Source organism: Streptomyces sp. NPDC052036, assembly GCF_040680495.1.
Lineage (GTDB): Bacteria > Actinomycetota > Actinomycetes > Streptomycetales > Streptomycetaceae > Streptomyces.
In genome coordinates, this window is sequence record NZ_JBFAWW010000002.1 from 193,484 (window position 1) to 213,736 (window position 20,253).

Genomic DNA, 20,253 nt, shown 5'->3' on the forward strand with positions numbered 1-20,253 from the left:
GCGCCCTCAGGGCCACAGCAGGTGCCGGGTCCATGCCTCCCCCTCCCGGCGGTAGACCAGCCGTACATGCCGCCGTCCCGCGTCTCCCTGGAAGAACTCGACCTCCTGTGGTCTGAGGCGGTAGAGCGTCCAGGACGGGACCGGGGCGTCCGGCTCGCGCCGCGCCCGCTCCCACGCCTCCTGCGAGGCCCGCGCCAACTGCTCCGCCGATGCGAGCACGTGGCTCTGGCGGCCCGTGAGCGCCGCGGCCAGCGCGCCGGTCGATCGGGCGTGCAGATCCGCCTGGCCCTCCGCCGAGGGCGCGACCGTGACCGGCCCGCGCACCCGGACCTGGCGGCCCTGGACGGGCCAGTAGAAGTTCAGCGCGGCATACGGCCGCACCGCCAGCTGGCGGCCCTTGCGGCTGTCCGCGTGCGTGGCGAACGCCCATCCCTGCGCGTCCGCTCCGTGCAGCATCACGATGCGCACATCGGGCGTGCCGTCGGCGTCCGCCGTCGCCAGGGACATCGTGTGCGGCTCGGTCTGCCCCGCCGCCACCGCCTCCGCGAACCACCGCGTGAACAGCGTCAGCGGGTCCTCGGGCGCCGTCGCCGGGTCGAAGGAGGGCAGCTCGACGTCCCAGACCCTCAGGGACCTGAGCAGCTCGTGAAGATCCGTTCCCATGCTCCGAGTATCGCCGCCGGGTCCGACGGCGCGGGGCAGGCCCCGGTCCGGGCCGCGGGCAGGGGTCTCAGCGCAGGCCCTCCCACGGGGTCCGCAGGTCGCGGCGGGGGTCGTGCACGAGCCCCGGTGACGTGCCGAAGTGGCGGACCGTGGGGTCCGGTTCGCGGCAGGCGGGCCAGCCCGGATCGCCCGTGGCGGCGAAGGAGACCCACGCGGCGTGCATGCCGTCGGCGATGTGCTGCGGCCGGGTGTAGCCGAGCAGGGGCGCGAAGCCCGGGTGGGCCAGGTTGTCGAAGACGAAGGGAACTCGTAGACGAACGTACGGGCGTCGTGGCGTGCCCGGGCCCTTCGGCTCACCGCCCCAGCACCAACGTCCCCGACGAGCAGAACCAGCCCCCCGTACCGGACGCCACGGCCAGTCGCGGCAACTCGCCGTCGCGAACCCGCACTTGGCGCTCCCCGGCCTCGCCCCGCAACTGCCGTACCGCCTCCACCAGCAGGAACAGCCCCCGCATACCGGGGTGCTGGGCCGAGAGGCCGCCCCCGTCCGTGTTCACCGGCAGCTGTCCGCCGCGCACCAGGAGCCGCCCCTGCGTCACGAACGCCCCGCCCTCGCCCTTCCCGCAGAACCCGAGGTCCTCCAGCGTCACCAGGGTCATATAGGTGAAGGCGTCGTAGATCTCCGCGAAGTCGATCTCCGCCGGGCGTACGCCCGCCCGCTCAAAGGCGAGAGGACCGCTGACCGCCGCCGGGGACACGGTGAAGTCGGGCCATTCGGACATCGTCGTGTGGGAGACGTGCTCGCCGGTCCCGAGCACCCACACCGGTGCCGTACGACAGTCCGGTACCAGCTCCCCGGCCACCAGCAGCACCGCCGCCCCGCCGTCGGAGCGTATGCAGCAGTGCAGCTTGGTGAAGGGGTCCGCGATCACCGGGCCGGACAGGACCTCGTCGACGGTGACCGGCGTGCGGAACATCGCCTCCGGGTTCGCGGCCGCGTTCGCCCGTGCCTGCACCGCCACCTCGGCGAGCTGGTCGAGCGTGGTGCCGTACCGGTGCATATGGCGGCGAGCGGCCATCGCGTACTTGGCGATGAGCGTGTGGCCGTAGGGGGCCTCGAACTGCAGGGGCCCGCGGGCGCCGAAGGACAGGGTGCCGGTGCGGCGGCCGGCTCTCACGTCCGCGCGGGCCGTCGAGCCGTAGGCCAGCAGCACTGCCCGGGCGTGGCCGGCCGCGATCGCGTCCGCCGCGTGGGCCGCCATGACCTCCCAGGTGGCGCCGCCGACGGAGGTGGAGTCGACCCAGGTGGGCCGCAGCCCCAGATACTCGGCGACCTCCGCCGGAGCCAGGGTGCCGAGGCCCGCGGAGGCGAAGCCGTCGATCACCGAGCGGTCCAGCCCGGAGTCGGCCAGAGCGCGGCGGGCGGCCTGGGCGTGCAGGGCGTACGGCGTCGCCTCGTCGAGCCGGCCGCAGTCGGACAGGGACACCCCGGCGATCGCGGTCTTCCGTCGAGCGGTCGCAGCACTCATGAATCTGACGGTACATCAGATTGCTTGCCGTCGGGCCTGTGCAGACGGGAGCGGGCGCCCTAACATGACGGAGCGTCAGATGCAGAGGGGACCCGCCCATGGACACCCGCTTCACCGCCGAACAGGACGAGATCCGCCGTACGGTGCGCAAGGTGCTCGCGGGTCGCTGCGGGCCGCAGGACGTCCGGGCCGCCGCCGACACCGACGCCGGGTACGACCCCGCCCTGTGGGGCACCCTCGCCGGGCAGCTCGGCCTGAGCGGGCTCGCGCTCCCCGAGGCCTACGGCGGGGCCGGCTGCACCACCACCGAACTCGCCCTCGCCTGCGAGGAGACAGGACGCTGCCTCGCCCCCTCCCCGCTGCTGTCCACGGCCGCCCTCGCCGCGCCCCTGCTGCACGCCCTCGGTACCGAGGTCCAGCGCGCCGAGCTGCTGCCCCGTATCGCCTCCGGGGAGCTGACCGCCGCCCTCGCCGTGCCCGGGACGGCCCTCGCCACCGCCCTCGGTCTCGTCGGTGACAACCGGGGCGACTGGGCGGGCGGCGGACGGGCCGGCGGCGTCCAGGCCCGGCGGGCGGACGGTGTCTGGCGGCTGTACGGGGAGGCCGGGCAGGTGCTCGACGGGCACAGCGCCGGGCTCCTGGTCGTCGCCGCGCACACCGGCGGGTTCGCCCGGTCCCGGACCCTGCTGTTCCTGGTGCGGGAGGGCGGGGTGCGGACGCGGCAGACCGCCCTCGACGCGACACGGCCGTGCGCACGCGTGCAACTGCGCGATGCGGATGGCGAGGTGCTGGGTGAGGACGGCGCCGATGTGACCGAGGCGCTCGCCGCCGTCGGGGACCGCGCCGCCGCCGTCCTGGCCTGCGAGGCCGTCGGGGCCGCCGACCGGGCGTTGGAGAGGACCGTCGAGTACGTCAAGCGGCGGGAGCAGTTCGGCCGGGCGATCGGCTCCTTCCAGGCCGTGCAGCACCGGCTGGCCGATGTGTACGTCCGGGTGCAGGCGGCGCGTTCGGCGGCGTACTACGCGGCCTGGGCCACCCGGCACGGGGAACGGGTCGGCGGGCTCGCGCTCGCCCAGGCCCTCCGGGCGCTGCGCTCCGCCGCGGGCCAGGGGATCCAGCTGCACGGCGGCATGGGCTTCACCTGGGAGCACGAGGCGCATCTGTACTTCAAGCGGGCGGCCGGGGACGAGCTGCTGTTCGGCCCCGTGCACCGGCTGCGGGCGCACGCCGCCGGCACGGCACGGCTCTTCACGGCGACGGAGGTGGCGATGTGACGGCCCTGGGTGTGCGGATCGTGCAGAAGGTGTCCTCCGCGCGGGCCTTCGCGAAGGTCGCGCCGCATGTCGTGCCCGCGCTGGACCGTACGGTGCACCGGCTGACCCGGGGCAGGGTCCTGCCCAGCGCGCGGATGCTGCCGGGCGTGATCCTCGTCTGCACCGGTGCGAGAAGCGGCCTCGAACGCCGCACCCCCCTCGCGTGCATGCCGGAGGAGGGCGGCAGCTGGCTCCTCGTCGGCTCCAACTTCGGACGGCCCGGCCACCCCGCCTGGACCGCCAACCTCCTCGTCCACCGCGACGCCGGGATCAGCTGGAAGGGGGAGGAGATCCCGGTCACGGCCCATCTGCTGGCGGGCGAGGAGCGGGCGGCGGCCTGGCGGGCGGTGCTCGCCTTCTGGCCGCCGTACGCGACCTACCAGGCGCGGGTGCAGCGCGAGATCCGGCTCTTCCGGCTCGTACGACGCTGATCACGCGGCGGGCGGCCCTCTGCGGGGCTCAGAGCGTCGCCAGCCGCTCCACCAGCAGGAACGCGCCGATCCCCAGCATCGCCGCCCCACTCGTCCGGGTGACCGCGCGGGCCGCGGCGGGCCGGGCGGCCAGGACCTTGCGGGCCAGGACCCCGACGGTCAGGTAGACGGCCGCGCAGCAGGCCATGTGAGCGAGACCGAGCACCCCCGTCTGCACCGCCACGGGCAGCCGCGCCCCCCGCGTGACCAGGAACTGCGGCAGCACGGAGAGGTAGAGCAGCAGGCCCTTGGGGTTGAGGCCGCTGATGCCGGCGCCCCGCAGGAAGACCCGGGCCGCACTCGCGTCGGTGTCCTCCCCGGCGGCAGCGCCCGGAGTGCCCGGCCGGCGCAGCACGCCCCACCCGAGCCACACCAGATACCCGGCGCCCGCCACCGTCAACGCCGTCAGCAGCCCCGGCGACCCCGCCACCAGGACGGCGAGCCCCGCCGCCGCCAGTGCCGTGTGCACCGCGTACCCGCCCACCAGGCCCCCCACCGCCGGCACCACCGACCGTCCGCGCAGGCCCGCCGCGATCGCGTACGCCCAGTCGGCACCCGGCACGCACACCAGCAGCAGGTCCACGGCGAGGAAGGACATCATCGCTCCCGTGTTCATGGTGGTGACATTAGGCGCGAAGAGGGTGAAAGTGTTCCCTAAGTTTCCCCAACGCCGGGCCTGGTGAGGGAGAATTTCCCTCATGGACTCCGTAGACCAGAAAATCCTTGCCGAGCTCCAGCAGGACGGGCGGCTGACCGTGACCGAGCTGGCCGCGCGGGTGCGGCTCAGTGTGTCGCCGTGCCACCGGCGGCTGCGCGAACTGGAGCGCAGCGGAGCCATCCGCGGCTACCGGGCGGTGGTGGACCCCGCCGCCGTCGGGCTGAACTTCGAGGCGCTGGTCTTCGTCTCGATGCGTCAGGAGGACCGGGACACCGTCGCGGGGTTCGAGCGGGCGCTGGGCGAGGTGGAGCACGTCGTGGAGGCCCGGCGGCTCTTCGGCGACCCCGACTATCTGCTGCGGATCGCGACCGCGGACCTCGCCGCCTTCCAGCGGCTGTACGACGAGCGGCTGGCCACCCTGCCGGGCGTGCAGCGGCTGACGTCCACCCTGGTGATGAAGCATGTGGTCGAGGACCGTCCGTTGCCCATGACCCGCACATGAGCAGCGGGCGGTGGCCCACCGCAGTGGACCACCGCCCGTATGACAGAACGTGTGCCGGAACCGCGAACAGCCGGCCTGGTCAGGGGAAAAGTGTGCGGCGGGGCTACCTCGCCGGCTTCTTCTCGGTCACGCCCAGATACACCAACAGCGCCAGGTTCGGCCGTAGTTCGGCCTGCTTGACGCCCCAGGACGTGAAGCCCTTCTGGTGGGAGGCCACGGACGCGAGCATCGCCACGAGCGCACCGGCCACGGCCGCCGGGCTCACGTCCTTGTCGACCCTGCCCTTGGACTGGAGTTCGGCGATCGAGTCCGCGAGGGAGTTGGTCACCGAGTTCAGGATCTTCATGCGGATCTTGTAGAAGCGCTTGTCGCCCTCGGCCGCGCCCAGGTCGACGACCCGCAGGATCGCATCGTGCTTGCGCCAGAACTCCAGGAAACCGTCCACGAGTTCCTGCGCCGTCTGCCAGCCCGCCTTGCCGACCCACGAGCGGCCGTCGAGCAGCTGGGTCAACCCGGCGCCCTCCGTGGCCATTTGCTCGGCGATCTCCAGGACGGCGCCCTCGACGTCCGGGAAGTACTGGTAGAAGGTGGCGGGGGAGGTCCCGGCCTTGCGGGCGACATCGATGACTTTGACGTCCCGGTAAGGCGAGGAGCTGAGCATCTCGCTGAGGCAGTCGAGCAGCTTCTGCCGGGTCGCCTGCCCACGCCGACCGGCCACACGGCCGTCGACGGTACGCACTTGTCCTGTCATGCCGTCAGCTTACCGAGGGGTGATGGGAGCGCGATTCGGCCGACTGCAAATGGGGAGTGGAGGGGCTCCTGAGTGCTTCCGTGGCTGGTGAGAAGGGAGTACGTACACGAGCGCCCCGCGGGAATCCCTTCTAACTTGGCGGCATGGCCGAAAATCCGCCGTCGCCTCCGGCGTCCCCGTCAACGGGCGACGACGCCTCCACGGCGAACGGCGCCGCCCCCCGGAGCGACTCGTCCCCGGGCGGCGCGGACCCGGGCGACACCGCCTTCCCCGAGGGCGTCCCCTGCTGGGCCGACGTCCAGCTGCCGGACCTGGAGGCGGGCAAGCGGTTCTACGGCGGGCTCTTCGGATGGACCTTCGAGGAGCTGCACGCCTCCTCCGTGTGGGCGTGCCTGGACGGCGCACCGGTGGCCGCGCTGGTCCGCAAGCGGGACGGCCGGATGCCCACCGTCTGGACGGTGTACTTCGCGACGCCCGACGTCACCGCCCTCGCCGGGCGGATCCAGGCGGCCGGCGGCCAGGTGATCGTCCCGCCCACCCCCGTGGGCCGCCTCGGCGGGACGGCTCTGACCTCGGACCCCGAGGGCGCCGTGTTCGGGCTGTGGCAGGCCGGGACGCACCCGGGCTTCGGCAAGCGGCACGAGCCCGGCTGCTTCACCTGGTCCGAGCTCTACACGCGGGACACCGCCGCCGCGAACGCCTTCTACACGGGGCTCTTCCCCGCTCTGTCCGGGCCGAGTGCCGCTCCCGACTTCGGATGCGCCCCGCTCCAGGACGTCTTCCCGGCCGAGATGCCGCCCCACTTCCTCCTCCATTTCGGGGTGCGGGACAGGGCGGCTGCGGTCGAAGCAGTGGGCCGACTGGGGGGTCGGGTACAGGTACCGCCGTTCGAGGCCTCGTACGGACGGGTGGCGGTCGTCACGGACAATCAGGGGGCGTCCTTCGCGCTGCTCCAGAGGTAGCAAGGCGCCACGGCGCGCCCGGGGGCGGCACTTCCGGGGCGCGTCGGGCGTTCCACCATGCGGGCGCCCGCTTTCCCGTGGGCGCCGGGCATGGTTTTGTCCTGAGACACCCCGATCCGCCCCCGGGTTCGCCACAGGTGCCCCGGACAGGAAGAATCAGGGTGCGTGCCGCCATGGCGGTGCGGTGGTGAGACGCTGCACGGGGTCGCGCGCACGACGCGGATGACGCGACCCGTACGGGGAGGTGGCAGGCAAGTGGTGGATCAGCTGACGCAGCACGATCCGCGGCGGATCGGGCCGTTCGAGGTACTGGGACGGCTGGGTGCGGGCGGCATGGGGCTGGTCTATCTCGCGCGCTCGGCGTCGGGCCGGCGCGTGGCGATCAAGACGGTGCGCACCGAGCTGGCCGAGGACCAGTTGTTCCGGGTGCGTTTCACCCGTGAGGTGGAGGCCGCCCGGGCGGTCTCCGGCTTCTACACGGCGGCCGTGGTCGACGCCGACCCGCGCGCGGCCGTGCCGTGGCTCGCCACCGCGTATGTGCCCGCGCCCTCCCTGGAAGAGATAGTGACCGAGTGCGGGCCGCTGCCGGCCCAGGCGGTGCGCTGGCTGGCCGCGGGCGTGGCGGAGGCGCTGCAGTCCATCCACGGGGCGGGCCTGGTCCACCGCGACCTCAAACCGTCGAACGTCCTCGTCGTCGAGGACGGCCCCCGGGTGATCGACTTCGGTATCGCCTCCGGCGTGTCGAACACACGTCTGACGATGACGAACGTCGCCGTCGGTACGCCCGCCTACATGTCCCCCGAACAGGCGAAGGACTCGCGCAGCGTGACCGGCGCGAGCGATGTCTTCTCGCTCGGCTCGATGCTCGTCTTCGCGGCCACCGGACATCCCCCGTTCCACGGCGCCAACCCCGTCGAGACCGTCTTCATGCTGCTGCGCGAGGGTCCGGACCTGTCCGGCCTGCCGGACGAGCTGCGCCCGCTCATCGAGTCCTGTATGCAGATGGAGGCCACGGGCCGCCCCAACCCGGCCGACCTCCAGGCCCAGCTCGCGCCCCACCTCTTCGGCTCGGGCTCCGACGACAGCGGTACGGCCTCGGCATGGCTGCCCGAGAAGGCGGTCACCCTGATCGAGGGCCGCCGCGGCGGACGCCCGCCGGCCAAGCCCTCCCTCCCCAGCGGCCGCAGCGCCGGCGGCGGACGGCCCGCGGTGCCGCCCCCGCCGTCGTACGACCCGGTGCCGGTGCCGGTCGGCGCACCCGACGCCGGACCCGTGCGGCTCGCGGGCGCCTCGGTGCCGATCGGCCCCGGGCCCAGAGTCGCCGACGCGCGGGCGGCCGCCGTGAAGGCGCCTCCCCCCGAGGCGGGCCTCGCCGCGTCCTGGTCCCGCCCGGCCGGCGGTGTCGACGGGGCGGTCGGAGCCGTCCCCGCGATCGCGCCCCCGCCCCCGCCCCCGGAGACGGCCTCCGGCTGGCGCCCATGGCGCTTCCGTATGTCGAACGACCTCTGGGGCACCCCGACGGTTGCCGACGACCTCGTGTACGTGACCTCCTTCGAGGTGCACGCCCTGGACGTGGCGACGGGCCGGCGCCGCTTCAAGACCCGTGATGTCGCCTGGTCGATGGCGGTCGCCGACGGCCGGGTCCACGCCTCGGACGGCCCCACGCTCTTCGCCCTGGACGCCCGCGAGGGCACGGACCTGTGGCGGCTGTCCCTGGACGGCTGGGTGTACTCGCTCAAGGCCGAGCGGGGCACGGTCGTCACCGGCACCCGCGGCGGCGGCGTACAGGCGTGGGAGGCGACGAACGGGCAGAAGCTGTGGGAGATCAGCGGCGCCCAGACCGACTTCGAGGCGCCGGAGGCCGGGCCGCTGGTCCACGACGGCACGGTGTACGTCTGGCAGGACGCCCGGCTGCGGGCCCTCCAGGCGCGTACGGGCGAGGAGCGCTGGTCGTACCCGATCGGGGACGCGGCGTCCTGCGGCGGGGTGCCGGTGCGCCTGACGCACGCGTCGGACGGCTGCGTCTACGTCTCCGCCGGCACCCGGGTGCTGTCCATCGAGGTGGCGACCGGCATGGTGCGCTGGCACTTCGAGGCGCCCGCAGTGTTCCTGTGCCCGCCGGCCTTCGTGCCCGGCCCCGCCGTCACCGGCGGCGGCATCTACCTCGCGGACTACCTGGGCACGGTGTACGCCCTCGACGCGGCGGACGGCCGCGACCGCTGGCGCATCGCGACGGAGGCGCGGGCCGCGATCGACCCGGTGCTGGTCGCCGGAGGCCACGTCCACGTGGGCAGCGGCAAGGGCCTGTACACCCTGGACGCGGTCACGGGCACCCCGAAGTGGCGCTTCCAGGCGGGCGGCGACATCGTGGGCACCCCGGCGGTGGCGGAGGGCCGTATCCACTTCGGCTCCACGGACCACCTGCTCTACACGCTGAAGGCCGACGACGGGCGCCTGCGCTGGAAGCTGGCCACGGGCGGGGAGATCACCGGTGCGCCCGTGGTGAAGGACGGCGTGGTGTACGCGTGCAGCAAGGACCGCTGTGTGTACGCGCTGGACGCCGAGAAGGGGACGGGCACGGCGCGGACGGCCTGAGCCAGGAGGCCGCCCCCCAAGGGGCGCAGGGCGCTCACCGCACCCGGTGGCCCCCCGCCCGCCGCGCGGCGAACAGCTCCGCCTGCCGTTCGGGCGGCAGGTTCCCGAGTGCGATCAGCTGCGGCGCCTGTGCGAAGGCCGCGGCCCGCGCCGTCTCCTGCGCCGCCCACAGCGCCCGCACGGTGCCCTGGACCCCCTCCGGCGGGTAAGAGGCGATGACCTCGGCACAGCGCACCGCCGCCTCCACCGCGCCACCGGGCTCGGTGAGTTCGGACACCAGGCCGATCTCGTACGCCCGCCGTGCCGAGATCCGCTCGGCGGTGCCCATCAGGGCCATGCGCGCCGCCTCCCCGTGGGGCATCCGATGGGCCATGAGGACGGACTCGTACGCGCTGACCATCCCGTAGCTCGTGTGCGGGTCGAAGAAGGCCGCGGTCGTGTCCGCCACGAGGAAGTCGCTCTCGCCCAGCAGATAGAACGCCCCTCCGCAGGCCATGCCCCGCACGGCGGCGATCACCGGCTTCCACAGGCCGTTCGCCTTCGGGCCGATCCCGAGCAGGGGATCGTCCACCATGTAGGGCGAGGCGGGCTGCGGCACCCGGGTGTCCCGGTCGATCCCCGTGCAGAAGGCCCGCTCGCCCGCCCCGGTGAGCACGACGGCCCGTACGGAGTCGTCGAACCGCAGCCGCCGCCAGCAGTCGCCCAGTTCGCGGGTCATCGCCAGATCGATCGCGTTGAGCCGGGCGGGCCGGTCGAGCGTGACGACCGCGACGCCCGTGGCCGGGTCGGCGGCGACCCGCAGCCCCCCGCTCACGGCCGCTCCAGAACCCAACGCGGCAGCCCGTCCGCGCCGAAGACGACCTGCACCCTGGCACCGATCCGGATCCGGTCGAGCGGCATCGAGTCCAGCGGTGCGCCGGGCCCGGCGACGAGGTTCCCGACGAGCCGGATGCGCGGCGCCTCCGCCAGCTCCACCACGATCACGTTGTACGGCGCCTGTGCCGCGTAGGCGGGGAGCAGCGGCGGATGCGGGACGACGTACGACCAGATCCGTCCCGCCCCGCTCACCCGCCGCCACTCGCTCGCGAACGACCGGCAGTGCGGGCAGCAGGGGCGCGGGGGGAAGCGGAGTTCACCGCAGTCGGCGCAGCCCTGGACGCGCAGCTCGCCCCGGCCGACGTACTCCCAGAAGGGTGCGCCGTCCTCGTCGGGCACGGGGGACAGCAGGGTGTCGGCCATGGTGTCAGCTCCTCAGCAGCAGGGCGGAGGTCGGCACACCCTCGCCGGCGGTGACCAGACAGGCGGCGGCGCCCGGGACCTGCGCGGTACTGGTCCCGCGCAGCTGCTTCACGCCTTCGTTGACGAGATTGAACCCGTGGACGTACGCCTCGGACAGTCCGCCGCCCCCGGTGTTGACGGGCAGCCGCCCGCCGAGCTCCAGCGCTCCTCCCTCGGTGAAGGCCGCGCCCTCCCCCCGGCCGCAGAAGCCGTAGCCCTCCAGGGAGAGCGGCACGAGGGGCGTGAAGGCGTCGTAGATCTGTGCGACGTCCACGTCGTCCGGGGTGAGGTCGGCGTGCTTCCACAGATGCCGCGCGGCCGTCCAGGCCGGACCGGTGAGCGGGTCGTCGTTCCAGTAGTTGACCATGCCGTGGTGCTGGGCGGGGAGCCCCTGGGCGGCGGCGTGGACGTACACCGGCCGGTGCCGGCAGTCACGGGCGCGGGCGGCGGAGACGACGACACAGGCCAGCGCCCCGTCCGTCTCCAGGCAGTTGTCGAAGAGGCACAGCGGCTCGCTGATCCAGCGGGAGGTCATGTACATCTCCCTCGTCAGCGGGCGCTCGTACATGATCGCGGCGGGGTTCTGGTTGGCCCTGTTCCGGCAGGCGAGGGCCACGTTGAAGAAGTGGTCCCGGGTGGCGCCGTACTCGTGCATGTACCGGCGGGCCAGCATCCCGATCTCGTCGGCCGGCCGCAGCAGCCCGAAGGGGCGCGTCCACTGGGCGGGAGCGGGCAGTTGGACGGCCGTGTTCCGCCAGGGCCGGGGCCCGCTGCCGCGCTTGCGGGACCGCCAGGCGACGCCGACGGTCGCCTGCCCGGTGGTGACGGCGGCGGCGAGATGCGCGACGGTGGCGCAGGAACCGCCGCCGCCGTACCCGACCTTGCTGAAGAAGGTGAGGTCACCGAGCCCGAGGGCCTTCGCCAGCTCCACCTCGTCGGTCTCCTCCATGGTGTACGAGGCGAGCGCGTCGACCTCGCCGGGCGCGATTCCGGCGTCGTCGAGGGCGGAGAGGACGGCACGGCAGGCCAGGGTCTTCTCGGACTCGGGGAGCCGTTTGGCGAAGGCGGTCTGACCGATGCCGACGATGGCGGTGGCGTCCTTGAGCCCTGCCATGGCTGCACCTCTCCCCCCGGACGGTTTGCTGACAGTCCGTCAGGTTACCGCTAATCTGACGGTCAGTCAGCCATGCGTACCGTGGGGAGGTCGCTGTGCGCGGTGACGTGGAGTGGGGCAGCATCCCGGGACTGGTCCGGAACGCCGCCCGTCGCTACGGCGAGGTGGAGGCGGTGGTCGAGGGCCGCACCCGGATCTCGTACGCCGAACTGGGCGCCCGCGTGGACCGCGCGGCGGCGGCGTGCATCGCGAACGGCGTCGCCCTCGGCGACCGCGTGGCGATCTGGGCCCCCAACACCCTGGACTGGATCGTCTCGGCCCTCGGCGCGGTCTCGGCGGGCGCGGTCCTGGTCCCCCTCAACACGCGCTTCAAGGGCACCGAGGCCGCGTACGTCCTGGCGCGAAGCAGGGCGAAACTGCTGTTCGTGACGGGCACGTTCCTCGGCACGTCGTACGTCGCCTCGCTACGACGGGCAGCGGGGGACGGCCCCGCAGATGGCGCCGGAGGCAGCCCCGCAGACGGAGGCGGCGGCCCTCTCCCTCGCCTGCCCCACCTGGAGCAGGTGGTGGTCCTGGCGGACGACGCCCCGGCCGACTTCCGCACCTGGAAGGACTTCCTGGCCGACGGGGAGGGCGTGGGGGAGCCGGCGGTACGCCGACGGGCATCGTCCGTGACCGGCGAGGCGCCGTCGGACATCGTCTTCACCTCCGGCACGACGGGCCGCCCCAAGGGCGCGGTGATCACCCACGCCCAGACGCTCCGGGCGTACGGGATCTGGACGGACCTGGCGGGCCTGAGCCGGGGCGACCGCTATCTGATCGTCAACCCCTTCTTCCACACCTTCGGCTACAAGGCCGGCGTACTGGCCTGTCTGATGCGGGGCGCGACGATGATCCCGCAACCGGTGTTCAACGTGACCACTGCGCTGGCGAACATCGCCGCGGAACGGATCTCGGTGCTCCCCGGCCCGCCCACCCTCCATCAGTCCCTCCTCGACCACCCCTCCCGGAACGCACACGACCTCTCGGCCCTGCGCCTGGTGGTGACGGGAGCGGCGGTGATCCCGCTCCGCCTCGTGGAACGCCTGCGCGGGGAACTCGGCGTCGAGACGGTCCTGACGGCGTACGGCCTGTCGGAGGCCAGCGGCTTCGTGACGATGTGCCGCCGCGGCGACGACCCCTCACTGATCGCGGCGACATCGGGGCGGGCCATCCCCGGCACGGAGGTGAGGGTGGCGAACCCGAAGGGCGAGCCCCTGCCCCCGGGCACCCCCGGGGAGATCCTGGTCCGAGGCTTCCACGTCATGCGGGGCTACTACGAGGACGCCGCCGCCACGTCGGAGGTCCTGGCCCCGGACGGCTGGCTCCGCACGGGCGACGTGGGCGTGTTGGACGAGGCGGGCAATCTGAGGATCACGGACCGGCTGAAGGACATGTACATCGTGGGCGGCTTCAACGCCTACCCGGCGGAGATAGAGCAACTGCTCGCCCTGCACCCGGACGTGGCGGACGCGGCGGTGATCGGCATACCGGACGCCCGGCTGGGCGAGGTCGGCAAGGCCTACGTGGTCCGACGCCCCGGGTCCCTGCTGACCGGCGACGACCTGATCGCCTGGTCCCGCCGCGAGATGGCGAACTACAAGGTCCCGAGGGAGGTGGAGTTCGTCGCGGAACTCCCGAGGAACGCGAGCGGGAAGGTGGTGAAGGGGGAACTGCGGGGGCGTGTGCGCCTGGGGCATCAGCGGTCACCAGGAGCGGCGTGAAGGTGGTCCTGGGGGCCTGAGGCCCTGTCTCTTTGACTTCACGACGATCGGGCCACGTGCGAAATACCTCCTGGATATTTTCGAGAGACCAGGCGGGGTAAATTTTCAGTAAGGCTTGTTAAGGGTGGAGGGTGCTTTTTCGGTTTTCGGTAAGCCTCTTTAGTCGATTCCTTTAGATCTCGGTTCGATAAAGAAAATCCCCCTGGCGGAGAGTCGGATGGAGCCGTTGGCGGCCCGGACGGGGGTGGACTGGCAGGATCTCGGCCATGTGCGGTGCATACGACTGTGCGGAAGCGCGGGAAGGCGCCCGCCTGCGATGTCGAGGACTCCCGCGAGCGTGCAGGCCGTGCCGGCCGGCGCGGGGACGGTTTCCGGGTGAGGGCCGCGGAATATGCGCCCACCACAGATTGTTTCGGAACCTGACCCGGCTTTTCCTCATCTACCCTGACGGACATCGCATCCCGTAGTTCTGCGAGTGACCTTGAGTCTGGCGCCTGTCCGGACATCCGGCCACATTGCGCACTCCAGGACGGTGTCTTGGGGAGTGAGGTTCACTCCCCCATCACAAAGCCGGTTCAAAACCGAAGGAAAGTCCGGGGCAAGCCCGTGCGAAGGCGTGAGTGCGCTCCAGGGGACGGAAAGCGCAGTCAGGGAAAGAACCTATGGGTCTCACAAGCAACAAAGTGCTGGTGCTGGCGCTGATGCTGGCCGTGCTGCTGTTCGTAGGCACGGTCTGGTGCTGGCCGAGGCTGGCGCGGCGCAACTGGCAGGCCGTCGGCGGACGGGTCGGCCTGCTGTTCGCCACTCAGCTCACCGTTGTCGCGTCGCTCGGACTGGCCGCCAACCAGGCCTTCGGGTTCTACGCCAGTTGGTCCGATCTGTTCGGTCAGGAGAACGGGCAGGGCGTGGTCGTCGACAACGGTGCCGCGGGATCGAGCGGCGGCCCCCTCCAGGTGGTCGGCACGCAGGCGGTGAACGTCTCGGGCGGCGCGCAGCCGCAGATCGGCGGCCAGATTCAGAGAGTCACCATATTCGGACCGAAGACCCATATCGCCACGCCCGCGTACGTCTACCTGCCGCCGGAGTACTTCCAGCCGGCGTTCCGCACGCGGTCGTTCCCGGTGGGCGTCGTCCTCTCCGGCTACCCGGGTACGGCCGCGGCGCTCATCAAGGGGCTGAAATACCCGCAGACGGCGCACGAGCTGTCCAAGCAGGGCAAGATGCAGCCGATGATCCTGGTGATGCTGCGGCCGACCGTGGTGCCGCCACGGGACACGGAGTGCGTGGACGTGCCGGGCGGGCCGCAAGTCGAGACGTTCTTCACGAAGGACCTCCCCGACGCCGTCCGGTCCCACTACAGGAGGGTGGGCGTGAGTCCCTTCGGCTGGGGCGTCATCGGTGACTCCACGGGTGGCTACTGCGCGCTGAAGTTCGCGATGCACCACCCGGACGTCTATGCCGCCGCGGTGGGTCTGTCGCCGTTCTACAAGGCGCCGATCGACCCGACCACAGGCGACCTCTTCCACGGGAACAAGCAGTTGAAGAACCGCGCCGACCTGATGTGGTACCTCAAGCACGTGCCGGCGCCCAACACCTCGCTGCTCGTCACGAGCAGCAAGCACGGCGAATACCACTACAAGGACACGCTCAACTTCATCCAGCAGGTGCGGGCCAACAAGGTGACCAGGATCTCGTCGCTCATCCTCGACAGCGGCGGTCACAACTTCAACACCTGGCTCCGGGAGATCCCGGGCGCGCTGCAGTGGATGAGCGGTCGGCTCAGCGACCGCTGAGCGGGCGAATGCGCGGCGGCGCCGCCGCACGGTCTAGGGCCTCGGACTCGCGGAGCGCGAGCCGTTCGGTCCTCATCGAGGCAGGTGGCTAGGCAATGGGTCCGAGTCCAGTCATGGCGGGCAACCTATCGCACGCCCGTGAGAGTGATCCGAAAGAGAAGACCTAGGCCCGACGCAGGGGCATGCCTCGATCCCGCGGCCGATGAACGCGCATCGGCCGCCACCTACCCTCGGAACTCATGGACAACGACGGCACACTCGACGAGGCATACGAACGGTTGCACCGGACAGGACCGGAGTTCGAGGGCTGGTTGAGCAACCACGGCCCCATGGCGGTGGAGTCCATGGTCCGGCGCGGACACGCGCGCCAGGTCCACCGCTGGCTGGACCTCTACACCCGGCGACTGGACGATCTGCCACGCGGCCTCTCGCCCGTCACGGACGACACCTGGCGTACGGCGCTCGGTGACCCGCACCGTCTCGGCGACTGGCTCGCCTTCTTCGCGCGCGAGGTGACGGAACAACCCTGGCGTACGGTGCTGGAGACATGGTGGCCGCGGCTGCTGCCGGGCATCGCGGCCGGCGCCACCCACGGCGTGATCCGCACCGGCCACGCGGTCCACGCTCTGCTCGACCACGAGGACGGGCCGCGCCTGGCCGAACTGGGCCAGGCCCTCGGCTACTGGGCCGGGCGCTGGCAGCCGGTTCCGGCGGCCGGCCCCTCCGGGAGTGCCGACGCCATGTCCGCTCTGGCCGGCGTCCCTCGCGTGCCCGACCAGAGCGCGGGCATCAACCACCGGCTCGACCAGCTCACCGGCCTCACCGACTGGCCCACCGCGCTGGCCGCACTGCGACCGGCCACCGATGCCGAGCAGGCCCGGGACCGGCTGGCCGACCTGACGACAGCCGCCGTCCTGCGCTACCTCACGACCGCGCACGGCTCGGCCGTCATGCTGGTCCACACGGCGACCGCCCCCATGGCCGTCCTGCGCACCCTGCCCGCACTGCCCCGCCCCCAATGGGTCATGAGCTACGACGCTGCCTGGGCCGCGAGCGCCGCCGTGACCGCGGCCTACACCCCCGCCGCCCCCGTCCCCCGGCACAGCCTCCCGGCGGCCCCCGAGTCGGCGGCCGAGGTGTTCGCCCTGGCCGTCCGCCACGGCGACGAACACGTCGTCAAACTCGCGGACACCAGCCTGGAGGTCCACCAGCGCACGGGCGCCCCGGACGCGTTGGCGGCGGTACTCCGAGCGACGGAACTGATCGACGAACTTTGAGCGACCCAAGGGGCCGAGGGCGAGCCGGGGGCGATCCGCGGCGGCGGGACCACTGAGAGTCGGTCAGCGGGCAGCGAGTCCGAGCGACAGGTACGGCGATGGGTCTCTTGACGTAAATCGGCCGCGGCGGCTCCCCCTCCGCGCCGCCGCGGCCGATCCCCCGTCGATGGAAGACGCTTTAGGCCTTCTCGCTCCCGGCGTGGTTCTCCAGGGTGGTGAAAACGCCCTCCTCCACGCTGCCGGCGTGGTTCTCCAGCGGCTTGATGGTCTCGCTCTGGGTAACGCTTCCCGCGTGGTTTTCCAGCGGCTTCACCGCGGAGCCGTCGGTCGAGCTTCCCGCGTGGTTCTCCAGCGGGTTCGTCTTGTTGTGCTTCGTGCCTTCGCTCATCGCCGGCTTCTTCCTGTCGAACGCTCTATGGGCTGAGGCCCGTCCGGCGGCTCCCCCGAGGGTCGCCGGACGGGCACTGCGTGGCCGCTCAGATTAGCGGTGCGGCCTGATCGCCTAGCCGTCTGTCCCCCGATGCGACGGATCAGCAACTCCGAGGATGGCGAACGGCGATAAACAAACAATGAACGTGTGCAGCGACCGCCGGTCAGGCCGCCGCCACGGGCGCCAGCAGCGTCCTGACCTGGTCGGCCTCGGGGGCGTCGGACTGCTCGTAGATGTTCAGCGCCTCACGCCAGCACGCCTTGGCGCGGTCCGTCTGGCCGAGTTCACTGAGAGCGCGGCCGAGCGTGGTCAGGACGTTGGCGCGCATCCAGTCGCCTCCGATGACTCTCAGGGCGAGGGCTTGCTCCGCATGCTGTGCCGCGCGGGCGGGGCGGCCGCCGAGCAGATGTGCTTCGGCGATGCGGAAGTTCGCCGTGCCCTCCCAGAGCCTCTGGCGGTTCTCACGGAAGAGCCGAAGCGCTTCGGAGAGCTGATCGAGGGCTTCGCCGTCCTGCTCGGCGCGACTCAGAGCGATGCCGAGTGCCAGACGGCCGTTGGCGAGACGCAGGGTCGCACCCAGCTGGTCGTAGATCGCGACTCCACGGCGTGCCAGATCGACCGCGCTGTTCACGCGGCCGAGGTTCACGTGGATACGAGACAGATTGCACAGGGCGCTGCCTTCACCCGACAGGTTCCCGTCGGCACGGTAGTTGGCGATGGCTTCCTGCAGGTGCTTCTCGCCGTCGGTGTACCGACCTTGGTAGAGGGCGATGATTCCTCGGTCGTTGGGCGCCCAGCAGCACGGAGCGAGGTCGCCGACGCTCTGGGCGAGAAGTATGGCGAGCCGAGCCTCCTCGTCCGCCTGCGTGAATCGGTCGGAGACCAACAAGGCGTTGGTCAGTGCGGTGCGCGCCCGTCCTTCCGCCCGTGCGTCACCTGTCTCCTGGGCCAGTTGGCACAGAGCCACCGCAGTTGTCTCGTACTGGTGGGAGTTGGCGCCGGACTCGGTCAGATCCTTCGCGACCCACAACAGGTCGACGGCGCGTCGAAGCATGCCGTGGCTCGCGCTCTGGCGAACGCAGGCGAGCAGGCAATCGGCCTCGGCGTACAGCCAGTCGACGGCAGCCTTTCCGTGCGCGAAGGTCAGGCCGGGGTGTTGCGTGGCCTCAAGGTGGTCCACCAGTCGGTCCCCGGGACGTTCGATCGCGTACACCCCCGCCGCCGTGGCCAGATAGAAGTCCAGCAGTCGGGACATCGCCGTGCCCCGCTCGCTCGGCGGATGTTCGTCGCGTTCGGCGCAGGCGCGGGCGTAGAGGCGGACCAGGTCGTGGTAGCGGTAGCGGCCCGGGGCGGCCGACTCCACGAGGGACGTGTCCACCAGGGACTCCAGCAGGTCCTCGGTCTCTTCCAGCGGCAGGTCCAGCACCGCCGCGGCGGCGGCGAGGGATATGTCCGGGCCGTCCGCCAGGCCCAGGAGGCGGAAGGCGCGGGCCTGGGCCGGCTCCAGTTGGCCGTAGCCCAGTTCGAAGGTGGCCTTCACCGCCAGGTCTCCGGCCTGGAGTTCGTCGAGGCGGCGTCGTTCGTCCGCCAGCTTCGCCGCCAGGACCGACACCGTCCACGTCCGGCGTGCCGCGAGCCGTGACGCCGCGATGCGGATCGCCAGCGGCAGGAAGCCGCAGGCCGCCACCACGTCCAGCGCCGCTTCCCGTTCCGAGACCACCCGCTCCTCGCCCACGATCTTGGTGAAGAGCGCCAGCGCCTCGTCCGGGGACATCACGTCCAGGTCCACCAGGTGCGCACCGGCCAGATCCACCATCCGCACCCGCGCCGTCACCAGGGCCGCGCAGCCCTCCGTGCCGGGCAGCAGCGGGCGTACCTGGGCCGCGTCCTTGGCGTTGTCCAGCAGGACCAGGACCCGACGGCCGTCCAGGACCGACCGGTACAGCGCCGAACGCTCCTCCAGGGAGTCGGGAATCGCAGAGTCCGCCGTGCCCAACGCGCGCAGGAAGGAGCCCAGGACCGTCTCCGGTTCCGCCGCCCTCGGGCCCGCGCCCTGCAGGTCGACGTACAGCTGTCCGTCCGGGAAGGCCGACCGGGCCTGGTGGGCGACGTGCACCGCCAGCGTCGTCTTGCCCACGCCGCCGATGCCCGCCAGCGCGGAGACCGCCATCACCCGGCCGTCCGCGGACGCCAGCACCTCGCTCAGCTCGGTGACGAAGGCGGAGCGGCCGGTGAAGTCAGGCACGGTCGCCGGCAGTTGCGCCGGGCGGACGGGGGGCGCGGCCGGCTCGGGCGCCGGAGCCGACGGTTCCGCCAGGCCCGGGTCCGCCTGGAGGATGCGCTGCTGGAGTTCCTTCAGGCCCGGGCGGGGGTCGACCCCGAGTTCGTCGGCCAGCAGTCGGCGGGTGTCCGCGTAGACCGCCAGCGCCTCCGCCTGGCGGCCCGAGCGGTACAGCGCCAGCATCAGCAGTTCCCGGAGGCGTTCGCGCAGCGGGTGGGCCGCCGTGAGGGCGGTCAGTTCCGACACCGCCTCCGCGTGGCAGCCCTGCTCCAGGTCCATGTCCAGGCGGGATTCGAGAAGTTGCAGGCGCAGTTCCTCCAGGCGGACCCGCTGCGCCTCCGCGTACGGGCCGGGCACTCCGGCGAGCGGCTCCCCGTCCCACAGCGCCAGTGCCTCGTTCAGGACGTTCCGGGCGTGGCCCAGGTCTCCGGAGCTCTTGGCCTTCTCCGCCTCCGCGGCCAGTTCCTGGGCCGCGGCCAGGTCCAGGGAGCGGGACTCGTCCAGCCGTACCGCGTAGCCGCCCGATTCGCTGACCAGGACATCCGGGGAGAGTGCCTTCCGCAGCCGGGAGGCGTACGTCCGTACGGCCGCCAGCGCCCGCGGCGGCGGTTCGTCGCCCCAGAGCGCGTCGATCAGCTCGGACGCCGTCGCCGTACGGCCCTCCCGCAGCAACAACGCGGCCAGCAGGGCGCGTTGTTGCGGTGTGCCCGTGGCCAGCGGCTCCTCCTCACGCCAGGCGCGCACCGGTCCGAGCACGCCGAAGCGCAGAGTCGCCGGTTCCTCGGCACTCCGCTGCTCAGGTACTCGCGGCACACCGTCCATCGTTGCCCCCTGGCCCCCTGCCGAACCGTTCACGACCGAGAGGCCAGTTTGC

At 72.1% G+C, this 20,253-nt stretch carries 18 protein-coding genes and 1 pseudogene; 8 read left to right on the forward strand and 11 right to left on the reverse strand.

The annotated features are described in order from the left end of the window. Positions 1-6: 6 nt before the first annotated feature. The 3 genes from AB0L95_RS04905 to AB0L95_RS04915 all read right to left on the reverse strand — a co-directional run bounded on the left by AB0L95_RS04905 (position 7) and on the right by AB0L95_RS04915 (position 2,192). On the reverse strand, positions 7-663 hold the full coding sequence (locus AB0L95_RS04905) for a pyridoxal 5'-phosphate synthase (protein ID WP_365157001.1): 657 nt from the start codon (positions 661-663) through the stop codon (positions 7-9). Between the two features lie 67 nt (positions 664-730). After that, positions 731-886, reverse strand: a complete 156-nt coding sequence (locus tag AB0L95_RS04910) for a hypothetical protein (protein WP_365157004.1) — start codon at positions 884-886, stop codon at positions 731-733. Between the two features lie 130 nt (positions 887-1,016). Continuing rightward, the gene (locus tag AB0L95_RS04915) at positions 1,017-2,192 is read right to left on the reverse strand and encodes an acetyl-CoA acetyltransferase (protein WP_365157006.1); all 1,176 of its coding nucleotides are present in this window, start codon (positions 2,190-2,192) and stop codon (positions 1,017-1,019) included. 98 nt (positions 2,193-2,290) lie between these two features. Here AB0L95_RS04915 and AB0L95_RS04920 point away from each other — a divergent pair, with 98 nt between their 5' ends. Next, positions 2,291-3,466, forward strand: a complete 1,176-nt coding sequence (locus AB0L95_RS04920; RefSeq protein WP_365157009.1) for an acyl-CoA dehydrogenase family protein — start codon at positions 2,291-2,293, stop codon at positions 3,464-3,466. Beyond that, a complete protein-coding gene (locus AB0L95_RS04925; RefSeq protein ID WP_365157011.1) occupies positions 3,463-3,936 on the forward strand; it encodes a nitroreductase/quinone reductase family protein in 474 nt (157 codons plus the stop codon). The genes AB0L95_RS04920 and AB0L95_RS04925 overlap by 4 nt, the downstream gene beginning before the upstream one ends. Before the next feature lie 28 nt (positions 3,937-3,964). On the opposite strand, the gene AB0L95_RS04930 is transcribed toward AB0L95_RS04925, so the two are convergent. Further along, complete coding sequence (locus AB0L95_RS04930) at positions 3,965-4,591, reverse strand: LysE family translocator (protein WP_365157014.1); 627 nt, start codon at positions 4,589-4,591, stop codon at positions 3,965-3,967. Between the two features lie 82 nt (positions 4,592-4,673). Here AB0L95_RS04930 and AB0L95_RS04935 point away from each other — a divergent pair, with 82 nt between their 5' ends. Then, positions 4,674-5,135 (forward strand): Lrp/AsnC family transcriptional regulator, encoded by a 462-nt coding sequence (locus AB0L95_RS04935; RefSeq protein ID WP_365157017.1) that lies wholly within the window; start codon positions 4,674-4,676, stop codon positions 5,133-5,135. Between the two features lie 103 nt (positions 5,136-5,238). Here AB0L95_RS04935 and AB0L95_RS04940 read toward each other — a convergent pair whose 3' ends face one another. Further along, a complete protein-coding gene (locus AB0L95_RS04940; protein ID WP_365157745.1) occupies positions 5,239-5,874 on the reverse strand; it encodes a TetR family transcriptional regulator in 636 nt (211 codons plus the stop codon). Positions 5,875-6,029: 155 nt separating this feature from the next. Between AB0L95_RS04940 and AB0L95_RS04945 the strand changes: the two genes are divergently transcribed. Both AB0L95_RS04945 and AB0L95_RS04950 read left to right on the forward strand, forming a co-directional pair. After that, positions 6,030-6,848, forward strand: a complete 819-nt coding sequence (locus AB0L95_RS04945) for a VOC family protein (protein WP_365157020.1) — start codon at positions 6,030-6,032, stop codon at positions 6,846-6,848. Between the two features lie 255 nt (positions 6,849-7,103). Next, positions 7,104-9,443, forward strand: coding sequence for a serine/threonine-protein kinase (locus AB0L95_RS04950; RefSeq protein WP_365157023.1), 2,340 nt, complete (start codon positions 7,104-7,106; stop codon positions 9,441-9,443). A gap of 34 nt (positions 9,444-9,477) precedes the next feature. Here the strand turns inward: AB0L95_RS04950 and AB0L95_RS04955 are convergent, their stop codons facing one another. From AB0L95_RS04955 to AB0L95_RS04965, 3 genes are read right to left on the reverse strand one after another with little or no spacing between them, the layout of a single operon-like run. Then, positions 9,478-10,257: an enoyl-CoA hydratase/isomerase family protein gene (locus AB0L95_RS04955; protein WP_365157026.1), complete on the reverse strand. Its 780-nt coding sequence runs from the start codon at positions 10,255-10,257 to the stop codon at positions 9,478-9,480. Further along, positions 10,254-10,670 (reverse strand): OB-fold domain-containing protein, encoded by a 417-nt coding sequence (locus AB0L95_RS04960; RefSeq protein WP_365157748.1) that lies wholly within the window; start codon positions 10,668-10,670, stop codon positions 10,254-10,256. The genes AB0L95_RS04955 and AB0L95_RS04960 overlap by 4 nt, the downstream gene beginning before the upstream one ends. A gap of 16 nt (positions 10,671-10,686) precedes the next feature. After that, entirely contained in the window at positions 10,687-11,835 is a 1,149-nt protein-coding gene (locus tag AB0L95_RS04965) for a lipid-transfer protein (RefSeq protein ID WP_365157029.1), read from the reverse strand. Positions 11,836-11,930: 95 nt separating this feature from the next. Here AB0L95_RS04965 and AB0L95_RS04970 point away from each other — a divergent pair, with 95 nt between their 5' ends. Both AB0L95_RS04970 and AB0L95_RS04975 read left to right on the forward strand, forming a co-directional pair. Beyond that, positions 11,931-13,598, forward strand: a complete 1,668-nt coding sequence (locus AB0L95_RS04970; protein WP_365157032.1) for a fatty acid--CoA ligase family protein — start codon at positions 11,931-11,933, stop codon at positions 13,596-13,598. 662 nt (positions 13,599-14,260) lie between these two features. Next, positions 14,261-15,391, forward strand: coding sequence for an alpha/beta hydrolase-fold protein (locus AB0L95_RS04975; RefSeq protein ID WP_365157034.1), 1,131 nt, complete (start codon positions 14,261-14,263; stop codon positions 15,389-15,391). 22 nt (positions 15,392-15,413) lie between these two features. On the opposite strand, the pseudogene AB0L95_RS04980 reads toward AB0L95_RS04975, so the two are convergent. Beyond that, a pseudogene (locus tag AB0L95_RS04980) lies at positions 15,414-15,506 on the reverse strand (GNAT family N-acetyltransferase); the annotation flags it as partial. Between the two features lie 124 nt (positions 15,507-15,630). Between AB0L95_RS04980 and AB0L95_RS04985 the strand changes: the two are divergent. Then, on the forward strand, positions 15,631-16,668 hold the full coding sequence (locus AB0L95_RS04985) for a questin oxidase family protein (RefSeq protein WP_365157037.1): 1,038 nt from the start codon (positions 15,631-15,633) through the stop codon (positions 16,666-16,668). Between the two features lie 178 nt (positions 16,669-16,846). Here the strand turns inward: AB0L95_RS04985 and AB0L95_RS04990 are convergent, their stop codons facing one another. Then, on the reverse strand, positions 16,847-17,056 hold the full coding sequence (locus tag AB0L95_RS04990) for a hypothetical protein (protein ID WP_365157040.1): 210 nt from the start codon (positions 17,054-17,056) through the stop codon (positions 16,847-16,849). A gap of 205 nt (positions 17,057-17,261) precedes the next feature. Next, positions 17,262-20,201, reverse strand: coding sequence for a BTAD domain-containing putative transcriptional regulator (locus AB0L95_RS04995; RefSeq protein WP_365157042.1), 2,940 nt, complete (start codon positions 20,199-20,201; stop codon positions 17,262-17,264). Between the last annotated feature and the right edge of the window lie 52 nt (positions 20,202-20,253).